The sequence below is a fragment of the Halomonas sp. ML-15 genome (assembly GCF_014779595.1).
Classification (GTDB): Bacteria; Pseudomonadota; Gammaproteobacteria; order Pseudomonadales; family Halomonadaceae; genus Franzmannia.
In genome coordinates this window covers 3378-29928 of sequence record NZ_JACXZT010000009.1, presented here as the reverse complement: position 1 = coordinate 29928, position 26551 = coordinate 3378, and the positions used below count along the sequence as shown (strand labels likewise).

Genomic DNA, 26551 nt, shown 5'->3' with positions numbered 1-26551 from the left:
CGGCCATACCGCTTGAGGGCGTAACCAGTTCACGGATGTTTCGCATGTTCAGTTTGACGTAATGTAAATATACTCACAGTCTACCTATAGTTGCTGATAAAGTTACGAATACTCCCACATAGATTAACCCAGCCAAAGCACCACCGAACGCCATATGTGCTGAGTCAAGCGCACCAACTGTCCGACTCGTACCAGAGTGATCAAAGGCGGCAATATGCCGGCGAGATAGCAGTAAAGCAGGCAGATAGCATGCGGCAGCAACAGCGGCCGCGGGCACCCAACCTATTATATAAGGAAAAATCCCTAGCGCCAGAGGACCAGCCGGGAGCAAAAGCAAAAAAAACGGGAGTAATTGGCTCTGATTGAATTCCCTGTAGATTTCTTTCTGCGCAATGACCGACTTAATGATTTTCGGTGTAAAAAAAAGAAAGCCTAAGAAACCCAGTAAGAAACCCAGTAAGAAACCCAACATGTACAGCATTACATAACCTCGTTTTTCTTAAATTAAGTTGCTTTACTCACGGCAGCCTCTGTGACTAAGCGCAACACCTGCCCCAGATAGTATCGTATTGCCATGTCCCATTGCTATCACTCCATTAACACTTGCCCATTTTTTTGATAAAAAGTTACCCGCTTTTTTCCTTAGCAGAGCGTACCGTAGCAACACACTCGTCAAACTCAGCACGATATCTGTAATAACGATAAAAATAGAGAGGCGCACTAATTAAAAAAACCACCCCCGCGATAAAGAAGAAAAAAGCAACAGCCATGCTTCGCGGCTGAAAAAGCTCACCAGCAGAAAGCATAACAAAAAAGTCGGATGGGTTAAGCATAAAAAACCCAGCGATCAGCGCTAATGCTGAGACACAAGCCGGACCCGCAAAGGGGATCCAATTTTTGCTTGGCTCAGGCATTGTCTCGACTGATAGACCTTGCGCACTATGTAAGCTAGCCCCACCATATGGCGAGACTACTATTTCGTACTCCTTTGGGTGAGCATCACTTACTAAAAATTCGCGCCAAGGAAGAGGGACCGTAACCATTTCCAAGGGACCTAAATCAACGACATACCCTAAGCCACCACGATGCATAACAGCCTTAACTTTAAATATCCTATAACCTTCTCCTTCACCCTTACAAAAACCCATGCTGAAAAAAGAAAAGGAAAAAAACAGAAAGAAAGGAACCGGAATCAAGAACAAAAGAGACAAAATGCTTATTTGTAACCCCAGGACAGTCAGCAGCAGAAATCCAAACACTGCTAGTAAATGAAGTGACGAGAAGTAAAATTTTTCGGAATCGACTCGGTCGTCATAAACGCCCTTATCTTCACAATCGGCCACACTGATAACTTCTATACTTTCTGCCTTTCTATCGCCTGACGATCCATACAACACCCCTAGCGTGCCTTCTAGAAATCTCACTGGAAACTGAAGCTCTTTCCTTTCCACGGCCTCCTCTAAATCAAACACATCATCGACTTTGATCACCCCCATCTTTCCCTTACCCACATCGACCAAATCAATTACGCTATTTTCCTTAATAAAATCTAACGCATCAAATGCAGGAATAATTTCCACACCGCCAGCCTTATACCTGACCTCAGTAACGATCCCTCTATGCCTAATCTTATATTCACTCAAAGGCCCTGTGATTCTATATGCACCGCCCCCCTGATAACTGTGGTCAGCAAAGGTCAGCCCTAGAGTCGCAATTGTCTTTTCTTTTTCAGTCAACGGCCGGCATGAACTGCCATCTAGCATGCTTTCCCTGACTCTTCTCGCATCAAAAAAGCGCTTCAGCACGGAAGACAACAAGAATAAATTAAAAAACAAGACAAGCAAGACTATTACTCTGATATCCAACAAACACCCCGGAATTGCTTGAATTTATTTCACCAAAAAATCCAATGACCTCATAGGCACTATGATTCTTAGCTCAGAGAAGGTTAAATCACGAGCTATCAGGCATCTACTCCTCCGTCGCGAAACGATCATGCTCCGGCCGAATTTCCTTTACCACGACCTCGGCATAATAAGCCGCCAGCATCAATGAGACGACCAACGCCAACAGAGTATGAAATGCATGAACAGCAATATGGCCAAAGGGAATAAGCTGCAACATACCCCCCATAACAACAAACATTCCACCTACACACAGAATCGAGAGCAAAAACACCCACTGATACTTTCTCGTTAGCCGCCATGAGTCTTTGAGACTCATGCGGCCATCGACCGCAATACTTGGAAAGACCAACAACAGCCTGGAAAAAACCCAAACCCACCCTATCATCAAAACTAGATACAACAGGCTATAGGCAAACCTCACCTCAAGAGGAGCCTTGTTCAAAAAGATCTCAGGCAGTGTCATAAGATACAAAGGAAGCATGAACAAAAGAGTATAGAGAAAATAGGCACTTTCCCTCTTAGTCCATCTCACGCCAACCGCTGACAAGCTCCCACCTAGCAGAACCACACGCGTTGCATTGACACCAAGCAACGTCATCAGCAATAGAAGAACGCACTCCAAGACAATATATGCAACTCCTCCGATCAGCCACCCAGACGCCCAGAAAAAATCTAGAACACCTTGCATTTCCATATTCACAAGAAAGTAGATGACAGCCGGAACCGACACACTCTTAAACAAACTCTTGCTTGATGAAAACAGCAAAAAGAACGGCCCAAAAACAAGTTTTCCAAACATCATCACCCACCTTAAGGGTTATCAAACCATACCTCTGCTGCCAAGCCGGGTTACGCACTTGGGCGTTCGCCCTCTTCCGCCCAAGTGCATATTCATCCTGCAGAGATGTCTCAACTCGGCTCGCGGTAACTCTCCCCGGTCGGCATCGAGGCGCCGAGGTTACCCACGCCTTCGGCGATGAGACTAAGCTGACGCACCACCAGGGCACCGGTTTCCTCGTCGCCACCGGTCAGTTGACGGCGACGGAACTCACGCTTGATGGACTCCCAGCGCTGCGCCTCCTCGGCGCTCAAGGTGCCGCGAAGCTCCTTGAGCTTGAGCAGGTTCTCTTCCGCCCCCTGGGTCAGTAGCTGAGCTTCACCGAGGTAGTGGTCATCGAGAATCGCTTCGAGCTCTTCGTCGGACAGGATCGGCGATATCTTCTCGGCGAGGCGGCTCATATTGCGGTAACTGCCCTGCAGGCGGAAGCTCGGCTCGGTCCGGTAGGCATCTGCCTGGGCACTCGAGGCGATGTACTGCTGATTGACGCTCAACACCACCTCACGCACCTTGAACATGTGCTTCAACACCGCCACGATCTCCTCCCGCTCGGCTGCGCTGTAGTCGTGCTCGAAGTCGGTGCTCGGTACCTCACGGCCCGCCGCCAGATCGGCGAAGCGGTAGAAGTCGTCCAACCCACGGGTGGCCAACGGCGCCAGCACGGTATTGGCGCTGATGGCATTCTCGATATAGGAGAGGGCAAAAACGCCTTCCATCCCGCTCAGCACATCGCCGAGGTTATACACGTCGGCCCGGTTGGCCAGCATGTCCGGCACCTTGAAGGCCTCCCCGCTCTCGGTATAGGGGTTGCCCGCCATGGCAATGCAGAACCGCTTGCCACGCATGTCGTAGGTCTTGTTTCGCCCCTCCCATACACCGTCGATGCGCCGGCTGCCGTCACACAGGGAGATGAACTTCTGCAGGAACTCCGGGTGGGTGTGCTGGATATCGTCCAGATACAGCATCACGTTGTTGCCCATCTCCAGAGCGAGGTTGAGCTTTACCAGCTCGGCCCTTGCGGTGGAGTGGGCGGCCATTTCCGGGTCCAGCGAGGTGACATCGTGGCCGAGGCTCGGGCAGTTGATCTTCATGAAGATCAACCCCAGGCGATTGGCGACGTACTCCATCAGGGTGGTCTTGCCGTAGCCCGGCGGCGAGATCATCATCAGCAGGCCGCTGTTGTCGGTTCGACGCGCATCGCCAACGGTGCCCATCTGCTTGGCCAGGTTGTCGCCGATGATCGGCAGATAGCTTTCGGTGATCAGCTTGTTGCGCACGAAGGAGTTCAACGGCTTGGGCATGAACTCCTCGAGACGAAGCCGCTCACGCTGCTCGCGTAGAATGGTCTGGCGACGCTCCTGAAGTTCCGACCAGCCGCGTATCACTTCCTGCTGGTGATGGCGCAGGCGCTCGTGGAAGTCGTCCAGCTGCAGTGCCAGGGACTGCTGCGACAGCCTCGGGTGCTGGCCGAGCAACCCTTCGACACGAAACGAGAGCTCGACGTTGTGAGTTGCCGTGGCCAGACGATCCGCCGTATTCAACAGGGCGATCGCTTCGGGGAGGTAGTGCAGCAGCGCCTCCTTGCCCGCGTTTTCCGCGTGAGCCTGCAGCCAGTGCGACGTGATCGTCCAGCGTGGCCCAGGCTGGCCTGCCACCACTGCCAACGACTCCTCGAAATGGCGGTAATGCCCCTGCTGCTTCATCGCGGCAGTAAAGCTGTCGACCAGCTCGGCGGCGTATTGGGTAACGGGGAAGCTCTCACCCTCCTCGGCAAGCTGACGCACGAGGTATTCCGCGGCACTCCTGCGCTGGCTTGCCGACCCATCAAGCCGACACTGGCTGACGAAGGCATCCAGCAGTGGAGCGACCTCTTCGATCAGCGCCAGCAGCAGGTCTTCATTGCCCATGATGCGGCACAGCATGCCGGCCGACAGGCAGCGCGCGCGCAGGTTGCGGGACGCGCTTTCGTCCTGGCGGCATTGCGCCCAGTAGAGCATCGCGATGGCCCGCGGCAAGGGGCCATAGCCGAGCAGTCCGGCGCTCTGGCGTGCCGGCCAAAGAGTCCGCACGATTCGGGCGGCATCGTGGTCATGAATGCCCTTTTCGTAGCCTTCGCGGTAGCGCGGCGAGGCAAAGCGGCTGATGTAGCGCTCCAGTTCCGCCTGGTCCTCCACGTTGATCCGCTCGGCTCCGGGACGCGCCAGCGCCTCCATGATCAGGTAAGCCAGGTACTCGGCCCGATAGACCTCGTCGGTCTCGGATGGCAGGGTGATCGACCAGTAGGGGCGTAGCGCCTCCAGGCGCTCATCCTTCAGCGGCGCATAGAACTGCGTACCGGTGAGATGCAGCATGATACTGTCATCCCGCGGCACCAGCGTCAGGTCCAGATGCTGCTGATTGACACTGAAACGATGGCGCGGCCCCAGGCGGATGACATTGCCACCGGATTCATAGATATCGGCCCGATCACGGACACTGCGCAGGGCGGCGTCCTGGGTCGAGCGCAAGCGCCCGGCCAGGTCATCGGCTTCGAGGTTGGCGCCCATCTCACGCAGCTCGTCTGCCATGCTGCGCACCTTGGCCACCATCGCATCCGAGGCAAAAAAGCTGTGCAGCTCCTCGAGGGTCTCGAAGCGCTCGGTGCGCCGCTCCACGTTCTGCAGAATGCGCTTGGTGGCATCGGTGAGGGTGTTGACGCGGCGCTGGCGCTCGTCCTGCAGCTGCTGGCGGCGCGCCTCGATACTCTCGTGGGCACTCTCGCGCTGCTCCAGGATCATGCTCAGGAATTCGTCGAACTCGCCGAACTGCCCCTCCAGCTCCTGCAGTTGATCCAGCATCCGTGTCATCAACTGGTCGCAGTCGTCGGGCTCACGCAGGGCCCCCACGCCATTGGCCAGGCTCTGCTCGAACAGCCGGATCTGAGCGGCGAACTGGGCCTGTGCTTCGGCACTGCCCTGCTCGCGCATGCGGATCTCCGCCTCGGAGCGCTGCTGGTTGATGGTGGCGTAAATGCTCGAGATGTTCTCGGTAATACGGGTCTGCTGGGTGGCATCGTCGCCGGACATGGACGACAGCATGGCCTGTATCATGTCCAGGCCGGCGGTCAGCTCGCGATACTCGCCGACGCATTTGCCCAGTTGATCCCGCGTTTCGGCCTCCTTCACGCGCTCTGCCAATGCAGCCAGGGTCGCCCGATAGCCGTCCAGCGCTTCGGGCGTCGCAAGAAAGTCGAAGGTCTGGCCGGTCAGGGTCCGTTCGGCCTTGTCCAACGCCTGCTCCAGCTCCTGCAGACGCTCCTCATCGAGATAGCGACGATCCCGCAGCGCCAGCAGGCGGCCGCGGTGATCGCGCAGCGCCTTGAGATGCGATACGAATTGATCCGGCGTTTTCCAGCTGCTCGGCTTGAGTTCCCGTAGCAGCGTGTCCTGCTGCCCACCGATGCTATCCAGGGCCTCTGCCGTCTGCCCCCGGATCGCCTGGACCTTCTCATACTCGTCGAGCATCAGTTCAGCGGTATGCTTGAGCTGCACCAGCAGATCGTGCACCGCCTCGAAGGTGGCCTCGCCCAGCCAGTGGAACTGATTGAGCGCGCGGTCCACCCGCCGGATGATGGCATTGTAATGTCGCTCGGAAGCCTGCTGCTCCCCCGCCAGTTGAACGATGCTGTTCAGCTCGGCAATCCCGCGCACCAGCTCGGGGTTACCGATTCGACCCAGCGGGGTGTCGTTGCGAACGGCATCCTGGGCATGGAAGTTCTCCGACATGAACGGCGTGTCCCACACCTGGATCGGGTGCACCAGGGTCGGCTCGTCCTCGGAGTGGAAAATCGCCAGATGGCCATTCTCCAGCAACGCGAAGCCATGACCGACCATCGGCGTGTCGGTCTGCTTGCGGATCAGGTTGTAGCGATAGAGCACCACATGGCCCGTGTGGGGCGCATAGAAGATGTAGAGAACGTCTTCGCCGTTCGGCGAGCGCACCATGCGCTTGAAGCGCAGGTCCTCATCGGGCACCTCGTAGGTCCTGAGCTCACCGCTGTTGAGGTAGTAGCCCGACGGAAAGATGATCCCGTGGTTTTCGGGCAGCGCGACGACCGAGCCGGCCATCTCGTCTATCCGCTGCACCACCTGCTCGGAGCGGTTGTACAGATAATAGCGCCACTGGCTTTCGTTGAAGGGCAGGATCCTGACCAGCAGTATCGCGCCCAGGTCGGCATATTCGAAGGCTGCATCGTCCAGCGACTGGGAGTCCGACTCCACCGGGTCGGCATAGATGCCTTCGCCGCTGCCGGTGTTGTTCTCGATCTTGAAGGTAATGTTGCCGCGCAGGTTGTCGATGAAGACCGTGTCGAGAATGTTCAGGTGCGGCGCGCGCCCCTGCTCCTGATGGTCACGACCCGCCTCTTTCCAGGGAAACGCAAAGCGCTCCGGCAGGACAAGGTCGCGCTCGCCCCGGTTGTCGATGTAACGTCTGACGCTGCCGTCCGCCGACAGCTCCCAGCGAAACACGCGTACGTCGGTCAGTTTCTCGCCAATCTGGAAAGCCGCCAGCAGCATCCCGTTCATCACAGCCAGCTGCACCAGCACGGCATTGCTGTAGTACTGCTGCAGCTCCCGGAAGTCTTGTACGAAGCGCTCATCCGTCAGGAAGCTACCCTCTAGCGGAGCCTCCTGAAGTTCGAAGCCATCGGCGGTATCCTCCAGATAGTAAAGCGAGAAGATATCGCCGACTTCGAGCGCCTTGCGCAGACCCAGCTGCACATTGAAACCGAACAGAATCCTGTCACCGATGCGCACCATATCGCGTGCCACGGTATTGTTCTCGGTACGTACCCGGGCACGCCCCAGCAGGGCCATGCTGCTGCTACCGAAAACCCCGGCACGCTCCTCGTTCAGCTTATCGACTGAGGCGTGCAGGTTTTCACCCTGGGATCGCAAGCGCCGCTGAATGGTCTCGAATGCAGTGCTTTCCCTGACGATGCTCTCGACCTGAGTTGGTCCCTTCGACATAGTCTTCATCCTGGAAGTAGGCTGGCAATGGCAAGGGCCGCAGCATGTGCAATACATGGCGGCCCTGAAGCGAAAGGTCGGGACACAGGCAAGGCTGGCCCCGGCGACACGCACCTACGCGGTGTCGCCCATGCCTTAAGCGGTTTCGGTAGACTTGGCCGCTGGTTGGCTGCCCACTGCCCGGTTTGCGATCCCCATCAGGGCCGCCTGGAGTGCCGGTGACTTGTCGAGAACCCCTTGTACGGTCTTGCCATAACCGAGCCCCGTTGCGAACTTCTCGAAGATATCGCCATCGCCACCGATCAGCTCGAACTTGGCATTCTGCAGCGCTGCCGCCATCACCTTGCCGTTCTCCAGCATGCCGATGCGCTGCGCTTCGATCTGAGCCATGACTTCCTTCTCGTGCACCTCGAGGTTCATACGGAACTCTTCGAAGTGGCGAGCCTCCTCGGACATGTTGTCGTAGGCCCTGAGCTTCTCGACGAGGCCGTTCGCCTCGGCGCACGCCATGGCTTCGCGGGCTTGCGCCTTGGCAGCGCCCAGCTTCTCTTCGCCCATCGCCTCTGCCTCGAGACGCTGCTCGAGCACACGCACCTCGGCCATGCCGGTATCTTCCTCGGCCTTGGCATTCGCCGTCTTGACCTCGGCCTGCGCCAAGCCTTCGCTGCGCTGCGCATGTGCACGGGCTTCCAGCACTTGCGCCTCCGCCAGGCCATCGGCGGCGGCGAGTGCCTGGTTCCCACGCGCCTGTTTCTCTTCCGCGGCCGCCTTCTTCTCTGCGGCATCCAGCTCGGCCTGGGAGCGAATCACCGTTTCCTCGGCTTCGAGCTTGGAGCGCTCGAAAGCCGCCTCGGCCGACTTCACCTCTTTCAGCTTGCGCTCTTCCGCTTCCGCCTGGGCAGCCGTCAGACGAGTCACCTTGTGGCGTTCGGCTTCGGCACGGTTACGGACATCGCTGATATTCTCTTCTTCTTCCGCCACGCTGCGCTCAACGGCAATACGCTGGCTGGTGATGTCGGCGATTTCCTTGCGCTCTCCCTCCAGCGCTTTCTCCATGCCGATGCGCTCGATTTCCACGGCGCGCTCGCGGTTCACATCCTCGAGTTCGCGCGCCTGTTGAATGCGCACTTCTTCGATCTGCACGGCACGCTCACGCGCCTTGGCCGCCATCTCGATCTGGCGCTGCTTGTTCTCATCGGCAATCGCCAGCTCTTCGTCAGTCTTGATGCGTGCCGCCTCGCTCTTGGCACGCTCCTGCTGACGAATCTGCTCGGTTTCCGAGCTCTCGCGCGCCTGCAGGCTATCGATCTCCCGACGCTGGCGGGCTTCGGCATCGGCCTGGGTACGCTCCAGCTCCAGCCCCGCTTCACGGGCAGACACGTTCTTGCGCTGGATTTCCAGCTCCTGGTCACGCTCCAGGCGATTGGTCTCGACGTTGTGCTGGGCCGTGATTTCGGTGATGCGCTTGATGCCCTCTGAATCCAGAATGTTATTGGAGTCCAAAGAGCTCTTGGGCGTCTGCTCGAGATAATCGATCGCCACGTCTTCGAGGATGTAGCCATTCAAGTCCTGACCGATGGTCTCGACGATGGCATCACGGAACTGCTGGCGCTCATCGAAGAGCTGCATGAAGTCCATCTTCTTGCCGACGGTCTTCAACGCCTCGCTGAACTTGGCATTGAACAGCTCATTTACCGCATCACGGTCGGAGGCGCGCCCCACACCAACCGACTTGGCAACGCGCAGCACATCGTCTGCCGTGGCATTGACCCTGAGATAGAAGGCCACGCTGATATCGGCACGCAGGTTGTCGCGGCAGATCAAGCCTTCTTTACCGGTGCGATTCATCTCCAGAGTAATGACCGATATCTTCATGATCTCGGAGCGATGAATGACCGGCAACACCATGGCACCGGTAAAGTACACCTTCGGTGTCATTGAGAGATCATTGACGATCAGCGCCTGGCCCTGATCGATTTTTCGATAAAAAGCCTGAAATAACGCCAGCAAGGCAAAAACAGTAATGGTGATAACACCAATTGCCACAATCAGTGGCATGATCCACGACAAATCCATTGCTTTAGTCTCCATGTTGCCTGCGTGTTTACACCGGCCTAGCCGGTATGGAATTCTTTTTCAGGTACGACCCAGTAGGCCTGCTCTTCCAACAAGTATTCGATCAGTACGGCTTGGTCCCCGCGTGCCAAGGCCGAGTCGCTTCTTACCTGTAGAATCAAGTGCGAGCCATCGACGTGGACATCGGCACTTCCACTGCCCAGACCAACCGAGCCCGAACGAATCGTGCAGAGTGTGCCAATGAGCTGCTTTTCTTGCGGCTTGTGGTATGCCCGCACGAACAGGGGCCGTAGCGGGCGGATGAGAATGGCCGTAGCAAAGAGTGCGCCCACCAGCGATGCAAGCAGGAGAACGATGCCCAGCAACCAACTTAGCCAGCCAGATGCAGTACTAACGCCCAGCCACAGGTCAGCGAAGTAGCTCAACAGCCAGCCCGTTAAAGACAGGAGCGTCACCATCAGGGGTAACGGCACACCTTGGAGCCCAAGCGTGGCGAGCAAACCACCGAAGTCTACTGCCCCATCGCCTCCAACATCACCATCCAGTACATCACCATCGACCATTCCCGATAGGGATACGAGCCAATAGATAACGGCAACACAGAGCAGAACAGTAAAAACGACGGTAGGAAAAGATATGATAATAGATAGAAATATCGACATTTGCCTCATCATCCCTTGAGACAGGCTTTAACTATGGCTGCCTCAGGAATCCCTGGCAAAGCCTCCCCTTGCAACGACATTCAGTAGCCAATGCGTTGCCAACCCCCTCTTCATCCGGATAAACTTAATTAGTTGTAGAAACGCTGTCAACCAGATTCCACGAGAAAGGGAGAGCGCAGTGGATACGCAAGACCTCACATTACACCTCAGCGATACGACCCATGAAGGTCGACACTTCCACGTCATGCCTATAGAAGGTAAAGAAGACGTGCTGCAGGTTACCGTTTCGGGCGCAGAGGAGATGCCTGTCTACCTCACCGCCGACGAAGCACAGATTCTATGCTTCACTTACCTTTTTGATGAGGGTGAAGTCATCCCGGAGCGTCTCCCGACACTTCTCGACAACATGCTGAGACTCAGCGTGCCCATGCCACTCAGCGCTCTTGGCAAAATCGAGCAACATTATGTCGTACATGGGGCCTTGGCCACTTCGGCAACCTATCGAGAAATTGCCCAAGAGCTAACCACTCTTGCCGACAACGCCATTGATCTACTTGAAATATTTGAAGATTTCTTAAAGTAACAGGAGCGCTACGGTATGAAATCGGTATTCAAGAAAATGCTTACCGCCATGCGCGGAGGGGTTAACGAACTGGGCGAGTCGGTCGTGGACAACCAGGCGAACCGCATCTTCGAACAGGAAATACGTGACGCCGAGAACGAGCTTCAACAGGCGCGTCAGGAGCTTGCAGCCCTGATGGCCGAGAACACCTCCCTTGCACGCCAGATCAAGAATACAGAAGATGAAATCGCCCGCCGTGAAGATGACGCCCGCAAGGCCCTGGCAGCCAGCAAGGAAGACCTGGCTCGCGAAGTCGCCGAACGCATCGTGGAAGCAGAGCGCCAACGCAGCGAGCTAACCGCCACCCGTACCAAGCTGCAAGGCAAGGTGGACAGCATGCGTGAACGCATGCAGAAGTCGGAGAAACAGCTGGCCGAATACAAGCGCGAACTCCAAGTGGTCAAGACCAACGAGCGGGTACTCCGCACTACCGCTCAGATCGACACCAACATCGGTAGCAACCAGTCCTCTCTGACCAGTGCCAAGACCACCCTCGCTCGTATCCGCGAGCGCCAGCAACGTCTTGAGGATAAGCAACATGCCAGCGTGCAGCTGGAGAAGGAGCTGACCGGTGCCGACCTCGACGAGCGCCTGAAGGCAGCAGGCATCGATCAGGAAAGCGACGCTGTGGAAGGTGTCATGGCTCGCTTGAAGGCTTCGCGTAGCGAATCTGCCTCGTAGCACCGATGTCTGGGGCCATGGGTAGATGGCCCCAGATGTTTCCCTGGCACCGTTAGGGCGCTACGCCTGTCCGGCGATAAATAGACCCATCAACACCCCACCATACAGGCTGCCGCGGCCCTCATGCGAACAGAACCCGAGCCTTCCCTTACTCCCCCTACACCGGCGTGGGAGTCTATTCTCGTCTATGCGGTATTAGGGCCATGGTGCTTCATTTTGCCAATTTCCGTTTTGGCTCCTCCACTGCTTGTTGCCATTCCATTTTTCCCCTTGGTCTATTTTTTTGCTGGCCTAGGCCCAGTAATGACGGGAGCATTCTATGCTCTTTTCCGGCATTATCTCGCACGCCACAGCTACCCTTGGCAAATTGCCATGGGACTCTTCGCAGCCGCCTTGGCCCTGATGATACTGCGTCTCGATTTTTGGCCTATAAACGGGCTTCCTCCAGCCTCTTTAATACATGATGGCCAAGATACCAATCTTATAGTAACGGCCTCTCTGATCGCCAGTCCGCTATGTGCTTGCTTCATTCGCTGGGGGGATAAACGGCCACGAGCAAGGCGCTGTGCGACGCTGATACCGCTAGCTCTGATGCTTTGGGTGGCAGTTCCCTTCGGGATACTCATGCTCATCGCGGTCATCGCCTGGTGATATCCCCCGAGCTCGCCAACTTATATGCAGTTACCTAGGATACCGAGAACGGCGAATCGGCCATGAGAAACGCTCGAATATCAGATTTCTGCGGATGATCATGCAGCCACTCCCTGATTTCGCAAGCCCTCTGGTAGTCACTTTCCCCGAACTTACTGCGATACAAGTTCTCGAGGGACTCACTGGCTTTCTCCTGGCGAATACGGTGCTGCCACTGGTCCGTCAGAATAGCATTAAGGTTGCCCGCCAAGCCTTCGGCCACCAGCATCTCCCATTCACCCTTGTGTAGCCATACTCCACCGACCCTGGCGCTATAATCCACTCGATGGGCATTGTCCTTGGCAATCCGGAACTTTCGCATCAACCCGCCGCTCATAGGACAGATCAAGGCACCCGGCGAATCCTCGGCATCGATGCTCTCACCGGAGAACACATGCTCCGGATGCCGTTCCTTCCAGCTAATATAGTCTTCAATCAAGATCCAGTTCCCGCCGCAACTATCGCACGTATGACAACGAAACAAGTCATCCAGGAAGCTCGGGATCAGATTGCCTTCTTGGCACGCGGTACATTTCACAGATTTTCCCCTGTACAACTCATGATCAATCATAGCTGAGTGGATTCAAGCACCTACTTGACTTACGGATCAACTACCTTTCTACCTCATACAAGCTGACATTGTCCTGTACAAGATGATACTGCAACTTCTTTAGCCCAAGCGTCTTGATCATTGGCTTCGCCAAGATACACGCTGGGGCGGTAAACAAAGCGCCTAGAACAAGCATAATCATTCCGGGTAATTCCCAAACCTCTTGGCCCGGCTTGCTGGAGTGCGACAAGAGAAATAATCCAGCAACCATCACGCCTGCGCACATCAATAGAACAGGGTAAAAATACAGCATCTGGGCATTGAGAAAATAGTAAAACCCAAGACCAGCCACTAGCGCAATGTAAACACCGATACATACCACGGAAAGCTCACCATTTATTTTATCTTGATCAAATCCACGCTCCTTAAGAAAATCAATCAGAGGTGCCTTTAAAGCACCAGCCCGCCTCAAGTAAACAACCCCCTCTTTTGGGCGCATTGATAACAATGTTCTTCCTCCAGCATCCTTGACCACCCCGGAAACTGCCTTGCCAGCAGCGTCTACTTTATTTCCGCCTGGAGCACGTAGAGTAAGTTCCACTCCATTGTCATGGGTGCGGAGATGCTGATATAGAGACTCGAGCATCTCGACATCAAAGTCTCTATTAAAACGAAAAGGGATCATGTATTGCTCCATTACTAAAAAAGTAGGGCTTCAAGTCGCTTAATGGCGGCCACTCCGCGAGACCGGCCGCCTTACCAATAAAGGCTCTTCAAACTCTCTGCAGCTTGTTTAGGTGGCTCGGGCAGCAAAATTCTCCACTCATCTTCATATTTTGCGAAGTTATCCTCAAGTTCATTTATCTCACCATCACTATTAAGGTAATCATAGCTTACCCTGGCACGACCCTCGTCCAAGAAATCGACCGTCTTGATAGTTAAGTTTTCCATACGCGCTGACTCGATAATTATCGGGAGATAACTCACCATAGCGCGATCAAGGCGTGCTGATATCTGCTTGCCGGTTAGCTCATGGATCTTGTCGTCTGGCACCCCCTCAAAAAACACCTCCACAATCATGTGCTGCGCACCCCTGGGGTGGTTCTTCGCCTCAATCAGCACCGGGAGAGTGTATCGTTCATAGTCACTCAAATGTTGCGGATGGACAAAGGTTGCTGCTCTATGAAAGTCCGACTCTGAATATGCCTCCAGATATTCTGAAAACAGTTCAATCACTTCTTCCTTCTCATCTCTGTTTTCGGCAACAGCTGCCGAAAAGCTGGCCAGCATAACCGTAGTAATAATGAAGTATCTAATGATCCTTATCATTTTTCACCTGTCTCGATCGGTTGCTCAACAGTTTCTTATGCGCCACATCGGGTATTCTGAACACCCGATGGGCTCTGGCAATAATGCCGTTCGTACTCAATGGGTGACAGACACTCACCCATGTTTAGATCGCGGGCTGACACGCCCCCTCACTGCAGGGCGTAGATATAACCATCAATGGTGGTCACGAAAAGCCTATCTCCGTGCACGGTGATTGTAGTGACGGTATCGCTCAACGGATCGGAGCGCCAAAGCAGTTCGCCACTGATAGGATCCAGGGTACAGACCTGGTTCTCGCAAGCGGCGTATAGGCGATTATCGGTCACCGCGGGGGAGCGGAATATGCGCTCATCGAAGGACCAGCGTAGTTCCCCAGTCTGCTCATCCACGGCCTGCAGAGCGTTCATTCCACTGATGTAGACCAAGCCATGTGCCACGCTGGGAGGATGGTCCAACCGAGATTCGGTGTCGATGGTCCAGTTGATTTCTCCTGTTTCGGCGCCGACAGCCGTCATGTACTGCGCCCAACCACCGACGAAGACCTGCCCCTCACGGTAGACAGGCGTGGTGGTCAGCCAATGTCCTCGACCCACGGAAACCCGCCAGCGTTTCTCCCCAGTTTCGGCATCAAACGCGTAGAGATGTCCGTCGAAGCTAGCGGCATACAGGGTGTCCTCGACCACGGTGATGCCCGCGGCGAACGATCGACTGCCTTGAAACTCCCACACTAGCTCACCGGTGTCGGTATCCAGTGCAATCACTCGATCATCGAAACTGCCGAAGTAGACCAAGCCCTCGCGCACCGCGGCAGCACCGTGGGGCGTCTTGTCCAGGGGAAACTGCCAGTGTGGCTCGCCGCTATAGCGGTCGATGGCGTAGAAAGTATTATCCTCACCAGCAGCATAAACGCGTTGCTCGTCCACAGCGACCGCATCGCGAACATTGCCCAGAGTTCTGTAACGCCAACGCCGCTTTCCAGTGTCTACGTCGAGAGCATAGACGGAGCGATCGGTACTTCCAACGAACAAGGTGTCACCGCCGATCACCGGAGTTTCTGTCAGCACACTCAATGTGAGGAAGCGCCATAGCTGACTGGGCTTTTCACTTGGCCCACTACCCTCGAACAGCCCGGTACGATGGCTGTTTCCCCGGTACTCCTGAATCACATCGACATCCCTGGCTGAGTCACACGCGATCAACGTCAGGATCATCAGCATCACCGAGATCGGCAGCCTCATCGATTTCCACTGGCACCTCATCACAGCTCGTCTTCCCTTTCCAGCAGAACGCCGTCACGGTATTCCGACACCATGTAGCGCTCGCCGTCAGGCAGGAAGAACTCGTTCAATCCGTGGGGCTCTCCATTGCGATAGCGCCGGACCTCACTTAACGTACCTTCGAAATAACGCAGTTGCTCACCATGCAGCCGCCCCTCCTCGTAACGGGAGACTAGCTCCACGGCGCCATCGTGGGTGAAAATGTAGTGATCACCCACTGGCAATCCGGCGTCATAGCGAACCCTCCCACGCTCATAGCCATCCTCGAAGTGGGCTACCCAGAGTCCGTCCTTTTCACCGTCGACATACTCACCTTCGAATGTCGCCTGGTGGGAATCGTTGAACACCCGCCATGTGCCGATCCGCTGACCATCGCGGTACTCACCTTCGCCTATGATGTGCCCGTTCCACGCATGGCGCTGAATGTAATCGCCATGCCGCTCCCCATGTCGATAATGCTCCCGCACCAGCTGCGTGCCATCCTCGTGGACTTCCCGACGCTCGCCGTGCAAACGCCCCTCATCGTCATAGTTCTCGTGGACAGTGCTCTCGTAGCTCAGCGTGATCCACTCACCCACTTTGTGACCGTTTTCATACCGCCCACCGGCGATCAGATTGCCATCCTCATCGGTATGCCGGTGTTCCCCCACCGGGACACCATGATCGTATTCACCGATCTCAGTACTACCTTCTGGCCAGTTGAGCGGTCTCACCTGGCGGCCGTGCATCTCACGGTCAACCGTCTCCCGTCGGTAACGTGGCTCTTCCGCACCAGGGGGCTGAAACTGCTCGTCCAGACTCCAACGACGGTCCTCGCTATTCACCCTGCGTCTCACCAGCGCACCGTCGCGATAGGTTTCCTGGCGAGTCATAGGGCCGTACTCCCCCTCTTCGACGATCATCAGCGAGGTCATCTGGTCGTCAGTGCCATATTCCCGTCTCTCAATGAGTTGCCCGTCCTCATCCCGGTATTCGTAACGGCTTCGGGTACCATCATTACGGAAGAACTGCGCTTCACCCTGACGTGACCCCTCCACGTACGAGCTATTCACGATGAGGACGCCATCGTCCCATCGTTGGCGCTGGCCATGTTGCTGGCCGTGCCGATAGTGGCTCTCCAGAGTAAGCTGGCCATCACTCCAGCGACGTTCAACACCATGTCTCTGTCCGCCTACAAACTCCACTTCGCTGACCTTTTCACCCTCCTCGGTAAAACGACGCGCCCAACCGTGCCGCTGTCCATCAACGTAGTCCTCCCCTAGCATCAGCACACCGCCAACGAATCGTTCCAACGCACCATGCAGTTTGCCGTCCACGTGCCAGTATCGCGTTGTCACTTCACCATTCTCATCGTAGTAAACGCGCTCGCCGTCCTCGGGCTCGCCATCAACGAAGTGCTGCTCGTGTTTCAGTTGATCGTTGGCGTGGTAGTCGCGACGGTATCCATGACGCTGCCCATGCCGATATTCCGACACCTCGTAGCTGCCATCGCGGTGATAATGGGTAAAGGTCCCATGTGGTCGGCTCTTGTCATCCAGCGTGCCAACTCTGTGGAGGCTGCCATCCTGGTAGTAGCGGCTGTATTCACCCACCAAGAACGCATCGTGAAAGTCCGGGTTATCGAGTTGGACGTCATACGCGACCACGGGATCATCGCCGTCGCTCTCGTCAATGTAGTAAAGGATGACCGACCAGAGTTCACCATCGGCCACCGGTGGCTCAAAGTAGTACGCGGCCGTAGAGTCGCCCTCTTCCACCCCCATAAGGTCGGCGTCGATCCATTGAATATCGCCCCCCTCTTCGCCTAGCACCAGCCACGGGATAAATGCCAAGGTGAACACCAGAACACAGCAAAAACGTTTCATGAAACATACCTCCCTGTTTATGGCAGCGGCGCGTAGCGTAGCGACCAGCGGCGTGTGTCGGGTTGACCATCGCCCTCGAAACGCTCCACTCGCTGGACACTTCCCGCCAGACGCAGCCGATCACCTTCATTGAGGTAATCGGCAATTGAAGCTGTGGCCAGAGAGACATCGCTGTACCTCTCTCTCGGCATCGGTGCCAGCGCATCGCCCTGTTCACTGACAAAGCGGTAACGCTGGAGGAAGCGACTCATGCTCTGCTCTTGATCAACAGCGTCTGGGAGCTCGTCCAGGCGCACGAGCCAAGGTTTGTCACCCAGCGCCAGGTCTACCGTCTGCCACTCTCCTTCTCCCCGACAGCGGAGCTCGCTTTCTACTTCAATGTCATAAAAGTGCTTGCGCACGCCATCCTCGGTAATCAGCTGCCATTTCTGTTCAGTGGGCAGTTGCTGCCGGTTACCAGCGTCGTCCTCATCAACGTGCTGCCACACCAGTGGCTGGTTATTGATCTTCGGGGCCTCGACCACCACTGGTTCACACATGGCTGCCAAGGACGCCGGGAGCCTAAACAGCGCGCGGTTGTTCTCCGCATCGGGTAATTCCAGGTCAGCCAATCCAACCTGAGGCGGTTCATCCCCGTCTGGGTAAAGGGTGACGTCAAAGGGGGGCGGCAGATCGATATCGGAGTAGCGGGCCTCTTCGGTGACAAAACGGACAGGACCGTCGACGGGAACGGCTTCGCTTTCGCTGAGCGCGAACAGGGTCAAGCTGTCAGGGGTCTTGCCCTCTTCAAACTCGACACGCAGGTCGCTGGCTGTCGAACGTCCTATCGCCACCGCTTGTAACATCCAAGCCTCGTGGGATGTCAGCCAGTCTGGAGCGTCCTCTTCCGGAATCCTCCGCGTAATCGCATCTTTTATGCCGTAGATACGATCACCGAACCAGTGATCCGGCGTACTATGAAAGCGCAATAAAAACTCCCTCGGACTATCCGTGGGTATTGCCTCGGCACGGATGTCCCCAGATGTCACCTCTGTCTTTTGATCACTGTCCAGCGGCAAATCCAGCGCTTCTGCCGCCACCGGGCGGTATGCTACTCCCGTTGCAGTAAGACGCTTCGCGCGCTCCAGCGGTGCCAGTTCGTCGCCCCAACCAAGGGGAACATACCAAGCCTGCGTGGTATGCCGCTTGCGATCGGGGTGATAGAAGGCGTAACGCATGGTTTGTTGTAACCCTACATCCAGTACCTCACCCTCTTCGCTTTCAATCCGTAAATCAGCAAAATCTAGATACCCAGAGAACGCCCCTTTAGGTAGATCATGGTCAATCTCCAGAACGATCTCACTGGAAAAAGGTACCCATGTACCCACAGGCGCAGTCAGTACAGTATCCCCATCTACCAATGCATCGCCATCGAACTCCTCCGGCGATGGGCCGGGCTGAATAGCGACATAATCATCTGGATCACTCGGCGCCATATTAATAAGCCATGCCCCCAACCAGGACGGCTCATCCTCCGGCAGCATGACCAGTGCCTGGCGTACCGTGCCATGCCCTTCGTGATCTTCCTGACTCACTTCGCTCACCACGGCAAGACGACGAAGCCATCCGGTTTCACGCTCCAGCACCATGGTGCCTGCCAACTTGACCTCTTCATGATCGGTCTGGAGTGTTGTCACGAGCTCGGTATCCGTCACCGAATGCACTGTAATCTGCAAGTCAGCAGCGCCATGAGAGCCCGACACTGTCACCACTTCGCCTTCGGTCAGCGGAATCTCAGGCATTGCCATACCGGTGGTCATCTGCTCCTCGAAAATCTCGAGCAATGGCGCTAGACCATCCTCCTGTAATGTCTGCCAGAGGTCCTCGTTACGGCTGGTAAAACGGCGCACTTCTCCAGAATCACTGTCGATGTCGACTTCAAAGCCCGCGGACATGAGCTCCCGCATCACTGGATTCTGGGTATCCGAAGGATCCATCGTGGAGAACTCTCGTCTCCCGTCCACGCTTTGTTCTAGATACCTGGGAGTAATCGCCAGATTCAGAGATCGGCCAATATCCAGTACCTCATAGCGCAATACCGAGCCAAACCCTACAACCTGATCACGACCGGTATTGGATGACCCGGAGCCTAGCCTGCCCTCACTGAAGAGTTGGTAGCTCCGTGTGTCGCCTTTTTCAGGAGCAAACGCAACCGACTCAGGCTCGGATGAGCAGCCCATAACCATCGTCATGGTCACCACAATTGAAAAAATGAGGCCTTTCCTGCAGATCATGCGAACTCCCTGTCTTGCCGAACTCTTGGTGCGCTCGCTCGGCGCCCTCTTACTGGCCACATATGCGTCATACCATTCCTTACACTGGGTCATTGAAACCGCCGTCTACCAGGTCGGCGGAAATTACGTTACTCACTCAGATTAAAGCGAACGGTCATGTCGGACTGGTTATCGAATAGCACTTTCAGGAGTGCGAAGCCTGCAATTCCGACGGGCATATAGAGCATAAACCCGAGACCACCGAAGTAGAGAGACACAGCAAGCCCCCCAATCATATAGGGCAGCATAAATACAAACATCGCCTTTCCAAATCTTTCCTTCTTTTTCATAAATTCCACCAGTCGACTTTCATCTTCTTCGCCCATCGCCAGCTCGCTGCTACAGTCTGGGCAAGTGGCTGTCTTGAATTCTATAAGATTGGCGACCCACTGCGACTCTTCGCAGAAGCAAGAACCACATGAGGGACACTCGAAATCCAATTCTTTCAGTACAGCCTTCTCTTCTTCACTGCTCACACTCTATACCCCTTTACTGTATATATGGTTCCTGACATTGATTGTCTCGACGCTCTTCCGCCCTAGACAAGTATCCTATATATCTTGGCACACCCAAAGTAATCATCATCGGCGTTACCGAGATCAGGGCTGATCACCTGTTGGTTAATGTACTGCTGCTTCATAAGGCCGAGTCGGCTTGCTTTACCGAGGTTACTGCAGCATCCTGGTTCGCCGCTTCTACGCTGCCAATGTACTGAAAGCCACGCTTGCGAAGATGACCTCTACGCCAGTCATTCCCTTTCGCTCCAGCGTATAGGAACACGGCCAGCTGCATTGCCCACATGAGGTATACGCCCCCTATGTTAGCGTAGTATAAGAAAAACTCTTCAATGGCAACGAACACCACCAATAGGCCGAGCAGAAAAAACCCAATAGCCCACATCTTTTTCACCATGGCCCAGATCCAACAAAAGAAGAAGGCTGGCCAGTTGATTCCCTGCTTGACTGCCCTTGCACCATGAACAGAATGTTCATAAACATCGAATGTCTTCACTGATATATCCTTGCTATTCCATTGGTTTTTACTTCTATATGAGGGCAGAGCCCAACAGACCTCAGCCTTCTTATCTATTATCAAGACGCACTTATATCTACCAGCTTATTACTCATGCGGGTTGAGCCTTAGCTCTAAACGGAAACGACGGATAGGCCCTCTGGCTGGCCGCCGGGGGCGCGATCCCAAAGCGCTTCTCGATATCGCCCATGTCGGTAAATTTCTCGCCACGCTGGTAGGCGGCGCGCAGGTGCTCGCTCAATTCGGTGACGGCGGCGGAGGGCTTAGCCCACTGTGCCTTGGGCAGCGGCTTGGACCACTCCGACAGCCAGTCCTTGGGAACCGCCTTGGGCAGCACGTGCTTCATGCGATATTCGGTGTACCAGTGGGCGAAGCGGGCATGCTCCCACAGGCGCTTGCGCCGAAAGCGCCGCCAGCGCGCCTTGTCGTTGGTACGCTCACATGCCGCCTTTTCACGAGCGACATAGGCGTCGTACCGCTCGAGGCCCCACTCCTTGGCCGAGGGCGTAATCGCCTCGGCGCCCTCTTCCATAAAGCGGCGGATGTACTCCCACTGGGCCAGCGCGCCGGGCAGGCCGCCGACGCCAACCATAATCCCCGCCCCGGGCAGGGTATAGCCCGGCCGCTCGGGATCGGGTGGCAGCAGGGCAAAGTTCCAGCCAAAGCCGGTAATGGCGCCCGGCCCCAGGCTGGGGTTAAACCCACACACCGCCACCACGTCTTCCCAGGGCACCAACACCGTGCGGCGCTCGCGCTTGAAGAGGCGGCAGAAGGCATCGTAGATCGGGGGATAAACAAAGAAAAAAGCCATTGCGCCGAGATGGAGTAGTGTCAGCCCCAGCGGAAAACTCTCCCGGGCGCTGCGCAACCATTCGCCAATTTCAATTATTACCATACCACCAGGTATTGCGGCAGCCATACCCACCGTAGACGTTAACCAGAGATTATGAGGCGCTGGTAGCCAGAAGCGGCCAGGTGGATCCACCACAAATGCCACTTCGCGGCGCTGACGGTTAAGACGAATAGGCGGGAGGCGCCTGAGCAGCGTATTGATCCAGACGATGCCTAGAATAAAGACAAACTGGAAAATGAAATAGAGCCCTCCCACCCATACCGAGATAAGCTGTGAATCCGGTGGGAAACCGCCGACAGCGCCCCATGTAATAAGAAATAGCACAAGAATAGCGCACGTCCCAATGCTTAACATATGCCCTGCTGTCATGAGGCTTTCGGGACTGGCCCCCTGGCGGATATCCATTGTGACGTCCTTATGGCGCACATCAATATGTCCCACGTCTACTGCATGCTCGCTATCCACGGGTAGCGGTAATGGGCTCAAGCAGTACTGCTCCCCCCCGGCGCGGCTTTCACGCTCACCGGCGCGCATCGGGGGCAGGGCATTTTTGGGCGCGGTCTTGAACATTGCGCGTCCTTACACGTTATAGCTGTGCAACCACCATCAGGCCTCGATCCCTTCCTTCCGATACGCCTCAGCGAACACCTCTTCGACAGGACGCTGCGGGTCGCACTCTCGGATCCGCCGTACCTCTGCGGAGAGCCTGACCAGCTCCTCGCTGGGCTTGGCCCACTGCTCCTTGGGGAGGGGCTTCGACCACTCTTCCACCTCGGGCAATTTGAGCTGCGGCCGCTGCTGCTGGATGAGCCGGTGCTCCCGCTCCGCCAGATAACCCGGCAGCGTCCACAACGTCATGGCGTTGATAAAGTACCACCCTATCGCGTAGAGATAGCGCCAGAGCGAGGGACGTTCACGTAGGCTCTGGTGGAGCTTACGGCGGGCATTGCGAATGGTATGCACACCCTGGTGAGGCGGGTCGCCAGGCGCCCGCAGACCGAGACGATCCTGCACCTCATCGAGGCTATTCAGCTCATATTCCATATAAGCACGTAGTACTTCCCACTCACCGAGGGAGAGAGCCATGCCCGCCGTCAGGCCCTCGGTATTTAACCACTTGCCTGTCTTGGGGTGGGCATAGCCGATTCCCAGACCATACTGCCGCGTGGTGCCGTACTGGGTCGCGCCATACCCCTCCACCGCCCAGGCCATCAGCGATTCCCAGGGAATGATGACCGGCTCCTCGACCTCATGGCCCAGGCGCCGCTCTTTGACGATAAAGCACACCTCACGGCGCTGGCGGTGGAAGCGGATGGGGGTAGCCCCCAAGCGCTCCCGGTGCATGTCCCGCATGGTCCACCACGATATTATGGATATTCCCCCTCCTCCGAAAACTGCTATGCCGAGCAACATTCGATACCCTTGCCAGTCCATATTAGAAATTAGTAGCAGGGGGAGCAGCACAAGACTGAAAAAAACAATGGATAAGGGACCCAATAAGGCCAACTGGTAACCAAAAACGTTAGGTGGTCCGGCACCATAGTCGAGCCAGGTATCGTTCAGGTCGCCGATGGCTTGACTGACATCCACCGGTGACATGCCAGTAGGCAGCGGCAAAGGCGCCAGATAGGTCACCTTGCTGGTACCGATACGCTCGATATCGCCGGCGCGGTGAGGTTGACCCGGCGTCGGTTCGGGAAGCGATTCGCTGTGTGTGTGTTTCGCCATTAGATGCTCAGTCGTTACTGGTGGCTGGGACCACGATGGCCCGACCGTCGATTTCATGCCAGTCGCCATTGGCTGAGTTGGGTGTCATAGCCAGCGTCAGCGGGTAGCACGGCCCCCGCTCACCTTGTTGGGTGGGGCTTTGTTCATAACTGCTGGCAGGTGCCCAGAACCCGCCTCGGGCATTTTCGGATAGCTTGACGGTTTCACCTGCCAGCAAAGCGGGAAAAAGCGATTTGTACTCAGCAGCTCTGATTCGTTCGTGAGATATCCCCCTTCGCAATGCTCTCATGGGCTTAACCGAGCTCTGATGCAGGATTTACAGCAGGGTCATCACGCGCTTGAACGGGGCCTTATTACTATTTTTTTACATCAGCCCCTTCGCCTCAAAATATAATGGTTCACAAAAAGTCAAGCTTTATGGTATATCAATTTTTCCTTCTTCATATTCAGCATCAGGTAGGTGTTCCTTGAAGAACTGAATGCGGTCATCCAGTTCTTCGGGAAGGCAGTAGAGAAGATGTGTTCTCGGTCGGTAGCTAGAATTACGCTTGAAAGGCTTCCACTGATAGGTCAAAGCAATCATGCTTCGCTTTCGCCATACCTTGATATGCTCCGTTTTTGTCCAGTCAATCTCTTCATGTCGACTTCCTCGGGCTATTTCCTGGTAGCCTTTTGATGATCCCATCATCCAGGCCGCAAAGCCCATTGCCAGCGGCCCTAGGCTAGTAATGAGCAACGAGGGATCCATGAGAATCAGCACCAGAACAATTGGCATCAAAATAATGGCGGACCATTTTAAAAATGGTTTTACCGAATCCATTTGCGGTTTCCAGGAGCACACTTCAGCATTTTTCTCCGTAAACCGGTAAACAAGGATAGATGTCTGATGGGTCATGCTCATGGCAATCAGGCTAGCTAACAAAAAAAGCCCCCCTCCTACCAAAAAAGTAAAAAGCAATGACTCTCCAAATAGAGAAGAAAACAAATAGGCACCGAAAAAATAAACGACCACTAGAACTAGGAACAAAACATTAGCTGCACGTGTATCATAGTTACGTGCCCTAATTTGCCAGCTTGTGATGGCAGGCTCATCCGGATGCAACCATGGAATCTCTGGAATATAGTCCTGCTTGGGTTGTACAAACCACATATCAATATCCTTACTCTTCTAAACTCATCGGTACCGTGATTTCAAAGCGAGCGGGCAGACTGATGCCTTGGCCTTCTTCGCTATTGGGCTCGATCTCTTTTTTGCCTCGGGCGGCATTCGGCTTGTAAAAGGTAAAGCCCAAACTGCTTTCTGATGATGCGAGCAGCGTCTCTGCATAATTCACTGTCAGTACAAACGGCTCGCGCTCAGCTTGTTCACTGGCGGGAATCCAGGCTTGCCATACTCGTACATCGTCAGTGTCATAGCCAGCGTCAGCGGGTAGCACGGCCCCCGTTCACCTTGTTGGGTGGGGCTTTGTTCATAACTGCTGGCAGGTGCCCAGAACCCGCCTCGGGCATTTTCGGATAGCTTGACGGTTTCACCCGCCAGCAAAGCGGGAAAGGCGACTTGTAACCAAATGACTTGGCGCTCTATTTTATTATACTGCTCGATAATATATTCAGTCACAAAATAACATCATGGCACATGCCAAGCGCCACATCAGTGGCGCTTGTGATGATATAGCTATCCTTATGATTCATGAAGCCCTGCTCTGCTCTTTACAATCGAGCTCACGCTCTTAATCACGTATACACCCCACCGTCACAGATGAAACTTTTCTTCTACAACCTCGATATCTGGGAGATTATTTGTCAAAAAATTCAATACCTTATCGCGTTCACCTTCTTTGCAATAAATCTCCTTGATACCTTCCGGTATCATCTCGTCCATTTCAGGGTGATACCAAGGCACATTCAAGCCAATGATATCTCTTCCCGGATAAAGGTAAACTTTGTCAGCTTTACGCCAATCGTAGTCGTGGTGTTGCATTCCATGCAGTTCTTGATAACCTTTTGATGTCCCCATCATCCAAGCCGCGATGCCCATTGCCAGCGGCCCCAGGCTGGTAATGAGCAGTGACGGATCCATGAGAATCAGCACCAGAACAATTGGCATCGAGATAATAGCCGACCATTTTAAAAATGGTTTCACAGCCTCCATCTGTGGCTTCCAAGTACATTCCTCTGCATATTGATCTGTAAAGCGGTAGACAAGAATGGAGGTCTGGTGGGTCATGCTCATAGCAATCAATATTAAAAAAACAAACATCCCTCCTCCAACAAAAGCTTTAGATAGCAAGCTCACTCCTACGAAGGAAGACAAATAGGCTGAAATCAAACACACTACAAAAAGCACGCAAAACAAAATATTGGCCACAAAGACATTATAATTACGCGCCCTAATCTGCCAGCTCATAATGGCAGTCTCATCCGCATGTATCCATGGTATCTGAGAGATATGGTCCTGTTTGGGTTGTACAAACCACATATCAATATCCTTACTCTTCTAAACTCATGGGTACCGTGATTTCAAAGCGGGCGGGCAGGCTGATGCCTTGCCCTTCTGCGCTATTAGGCTCGATCTCTTTCTTGCCTCGGGCGGCATTCGGCTTATAAAAGGTAAAGCCCAAACTGCTTTCTGATGATGCGAGCATTGTCTCTGCATAATTCACTGTCAGTACAAACGGCTCGCGCTCGGCTTGCTCACTGGCGGGAATCCAGGTTTGCCATACTCGTACATCGTCAGTGTCATAGCCAGCGTCAGCGGGTAGCACGGCCCCCCGTTCACCTTGTTGAGTGGGGCTTTGTTCATAACTGCTGGCAGGTGCCCAGAACCCGCCTCGGGCATTTTCGGATAGCTTGACGGTTTCACCCGCCAGCAAGGCGGGAAAGGCGATTTTCACCCAGTAGCCCTGATACGTTCGGGTTATATCACCACTTCCGCACTGCTCTCGTGGGCTTAGCCGAGGTCTGATGCAGGATTTACAGCAGGCTCATCACGCGCTTGAACGGGGCCTTATTACTATTTTTTACATCAGCCCCTTCGCCTCAAAATATAATGCCATTGGTTCACAAAAAGCCGAGATTTATGGTATATCAATTTTTCCTTCTTCATATTTAGCATTAGGC

The 26551-nt window shown here is 55.0% G+C and carries 22 protein-coding genes; 2 read left to right on the top strand and 20 right to left on the bottom strand.

The features are described from left to right. Positions 1-73: 73 nt before the first annotated feature. The 6 genes from IEI94_RS05770 to IEI94_RS05745 all read right to left on the bottom strand — a co-directional run bounded on the left by IEI94_RS05770 (position 74) and on the right by IEI94_RS05745 (position 10492). Entirely contained in the window at positions 74-481 is a 408-nt protein-coding gene (locus tag IEI94_RS05770; protein WP_191166377.1) for a hypothetical protein, read from the bottom strand. Between the two features lie 145 nt (positions 482-626). Continuing rightward, positions 627-1763, bottom strand: a complete 1137-nt coding sequence (locus tag IEI94_RS05765) for a hypothetical protein (RefSeq protein ID WP_191166376.1) — start codon at positions 1761-1763, stop codon at positions 627-629. A 208-nt stretch (positions 1764-1971) separates the two neighbouring features. Beyond that, positions 1972-2709, bottom strand: a complete 738-nt coding sequence (locus IEI94_RS05760) for a hypothetical protein (protein ID WP_191166375.1) — start codon at positions 2707-2709, stop codon at positions 1972-1974. 107 nt (positions 2710-2816) lie between these two features. Continuing rightward, on the bottom strand, positions 2817-7754 hold the full coding sequence (locus IEI94_RS05755) for a DNA repair ATPase (protein WP_224749961.1): 4938 nt from the start codon (positions 7752-7754) through the stop codon (positions 2817-2819). Between the two features lie 135 nt (positions 7755-7889). Continuing rightward, entirely contained in the window at positions 7890-9692 is a 1803-nt protein-coding gene (locus IEI94_RS05750) for a flotillin family protein (RefSeq protein WP_224749960.1), read from the bottom strand. 176 nt (positions 9693-9868) lie between these two features. Beyond that, on the bottom strand, positions 9869-10492 hold the full coding sequence (locus tag IEI94_RS05745) for a hypothetical protein (RefSeq protein WP_191166372.1): 624 nt from the start codon (positions 10490-10492) through the stop codon (positions 9869-9871). Positions 10493-10670: 178 nt separating this feature from the next. Here IEI94_RS05745 and IEI94_RS05740 point away from each other — a divergent pair, with 178 nt between their 5' ends. Together IEI94_RS05740 and IEI94_RS05735 are read left to right on the top strand one after the other, a co-directional pair. Beyond that, positions 10671-11075, top strand: coding sequence for a YjfI family protein (locus IEI94_RS05740; RefSeq protein WP_191166371.1), 405 nt, complete (start codon positions 10671-10673; stop codon positions 11073-11075). Positions 11076-11090: 15 nt separating this feature from the next. Next, on the top strand, positions 11091-11795 hold the full coding sequence (locus tag IEI94_RS05735) for a PspA/IM30 family protein (RefSeq protein WP_191166370.1): 705 nt from the start codon (positions 11091-11093) through the stop codon (positions 11793-11795). Positions 11796-12480: 685 nt separating this feature from the next. Here IEI94_RS05735 and IEI94_RS05730 read toward each other — a convergent pair. From IEI94_RS05730 to IEI94_RS05665, 14 genes are all read right to left on the bottom strand, one after another. Next, a complete protein-coding gene (locus tag IEI94_RS05730) occupies positions 12481-13056 on the bottom strand; it encodes a zf-TFIIB domain-containing protein (RefSeq protein WP_224749959.1) in 576 nt (191 codons plus the stop codon). Positions 13057-13096: 40 nt separating this feature from the next. Further along, positions 13097-13720: a hypothetical protein gene (locus tag IEI94_RS05725; RefSeq protein WP_191166368.1), complete on the bottom strand. Its 624-nt coding sequence runs from the start codon at positions 13718-13720 to the stop codon at positions 13097-13099. Between the two features lie 71 nt (positions 13721-13791). After that, positions 13792-14364: a hypothetical protein gene (locus tag IEI94_RS05720; protein ID WP_191166367.1), complete on the bottom strand. Its 573-nt coding sequence runs from the start codon at positions 14362-14364 to the stop codon at positions 13792-13794. Positions 14365-14513: 149 nt separating this feature from the next. Next, positions 14514-15602 carry a PQQ-binding-like beta-propeller repeat protein gene (locus IEI94_RS05715; RefSeq protein WP_191166366.1) on the bottom strand — a complete coding sequence of 363 codons (1089 nt, stop codon included), beginning with the start codon at positions 15600-15602 and terminating at the stop codon, positions 14514-14516. A gap of 20 nt (positions 15603-15622) precedes the next feature. After that, positions 15623-17506, bottom strand: a complete 1884-nt coding sequence (locus IEI94_RS05710) for a toxin-antitoxin system YwqK family antitoxin (protein ID WP_191166365.1) — start codon at positions 17504-17506, stop codon at positions 15623-15625. A 17-nt stretch (positions 17507-17523) separates the two neighbouring features. After that, a complete protein-coding gene (locus IEI94_RS05705; protein ID WP_191166364.1) occupies positions 17524-19779 on the bottom strand; it encodes a hypothetical protein in 2256 nt (751 codons plus the stop codon). Between the two features lie 128 nt (positions 19780-19907). Continuing rightward, positions 19908-20294, bottom strand: a complete 387-nt coding sequence (locus IEI94_RS05700; protein WP_191166363.1) for a hypothetical protein — start codon at positions 20292-20294, stop codon at positions 19908-19910. A gap of 160 nt (positions 20295-20454) precedes the next feature. Then, positions 20455-20829, bottom strand: coding sequence for a DUF2628 domain-containing protein (locus tag IEI94_RS05695; protein WP_191166362.1), 375 nt, complete (start codon positions 20827-20829; stop codon positions 20455-20457). Positions 20830-20941: 112 nt separating this feature from the next. Continuing rightward, the gene (locus tag IEI94_RS05690) at positions 20942-22273 is read right to left on the bottom strand and encodes a hypothetical protein (RefSeq protein ID WP_191166361.1); all 1332 of its coding nucleotides are present in this window, start codon (positions 22271-22273) and stop codon (positions 20942-20944) included. Positions 22274-22309: 36 nt separating this feature from the next. Beyond that, positions 22310-23056: a hypothetical protein gene (locus IEI94_RS05685; RefSeq protein WP_224749957.1), complete on the bottom strand. Its 747-nt coding sequence runs from the start codon at positions 23054-23056 to the stop codon at positions 22310-22312. A gap of 790 nt (positions 23057-23846) precedes the next feature. Beyond that, on the bottom strand, positions 23847-24581 hold the full coding sequence (locus tag IEI94_RS05680; protein WP_191166360.1) for a hypothetical protein: 735 nt from the start codon (positions 24579-24581) through the stop codon (positions 23847-23849). Between the two features lie 10 nt (positions 24582-24591). Continuing rightward, positions 24592-24867, bottom strand: a complete 276-nt coding sequence (locus tag IEI94_RS05675; protein WP_191166359.1) for a hypothetical protein — start codon at positions 24865-24867, stop codon at positions 24592-24594. 317 nt (positions 24868-25184) lie between these two features. Continuing rightward, the gene (locus IEI94_RS05670; protein ID WP_191166358.1) at positions 25185-25910 is read right to left on the bottom strand and encodes a hypothetical protein; all 726 of its coding nucleotides are present in this window, start codon (positions 25908-25910) and stop codon (positions 25185-25187) included. Between the two features lie 10 nt (positions 25911-25920). Beyond that, positions 25921-26325, bottom strand: coding sequence for a hypothetical protein (locus IEI94_RS05665; protein ID WP_191166357.1), 405 nt, complete (start codon positions 26323-26325; stop codon positions 25921-25923). Between the last annotated feature and the right edge of the window lie 226 nt (positions 26326-26551).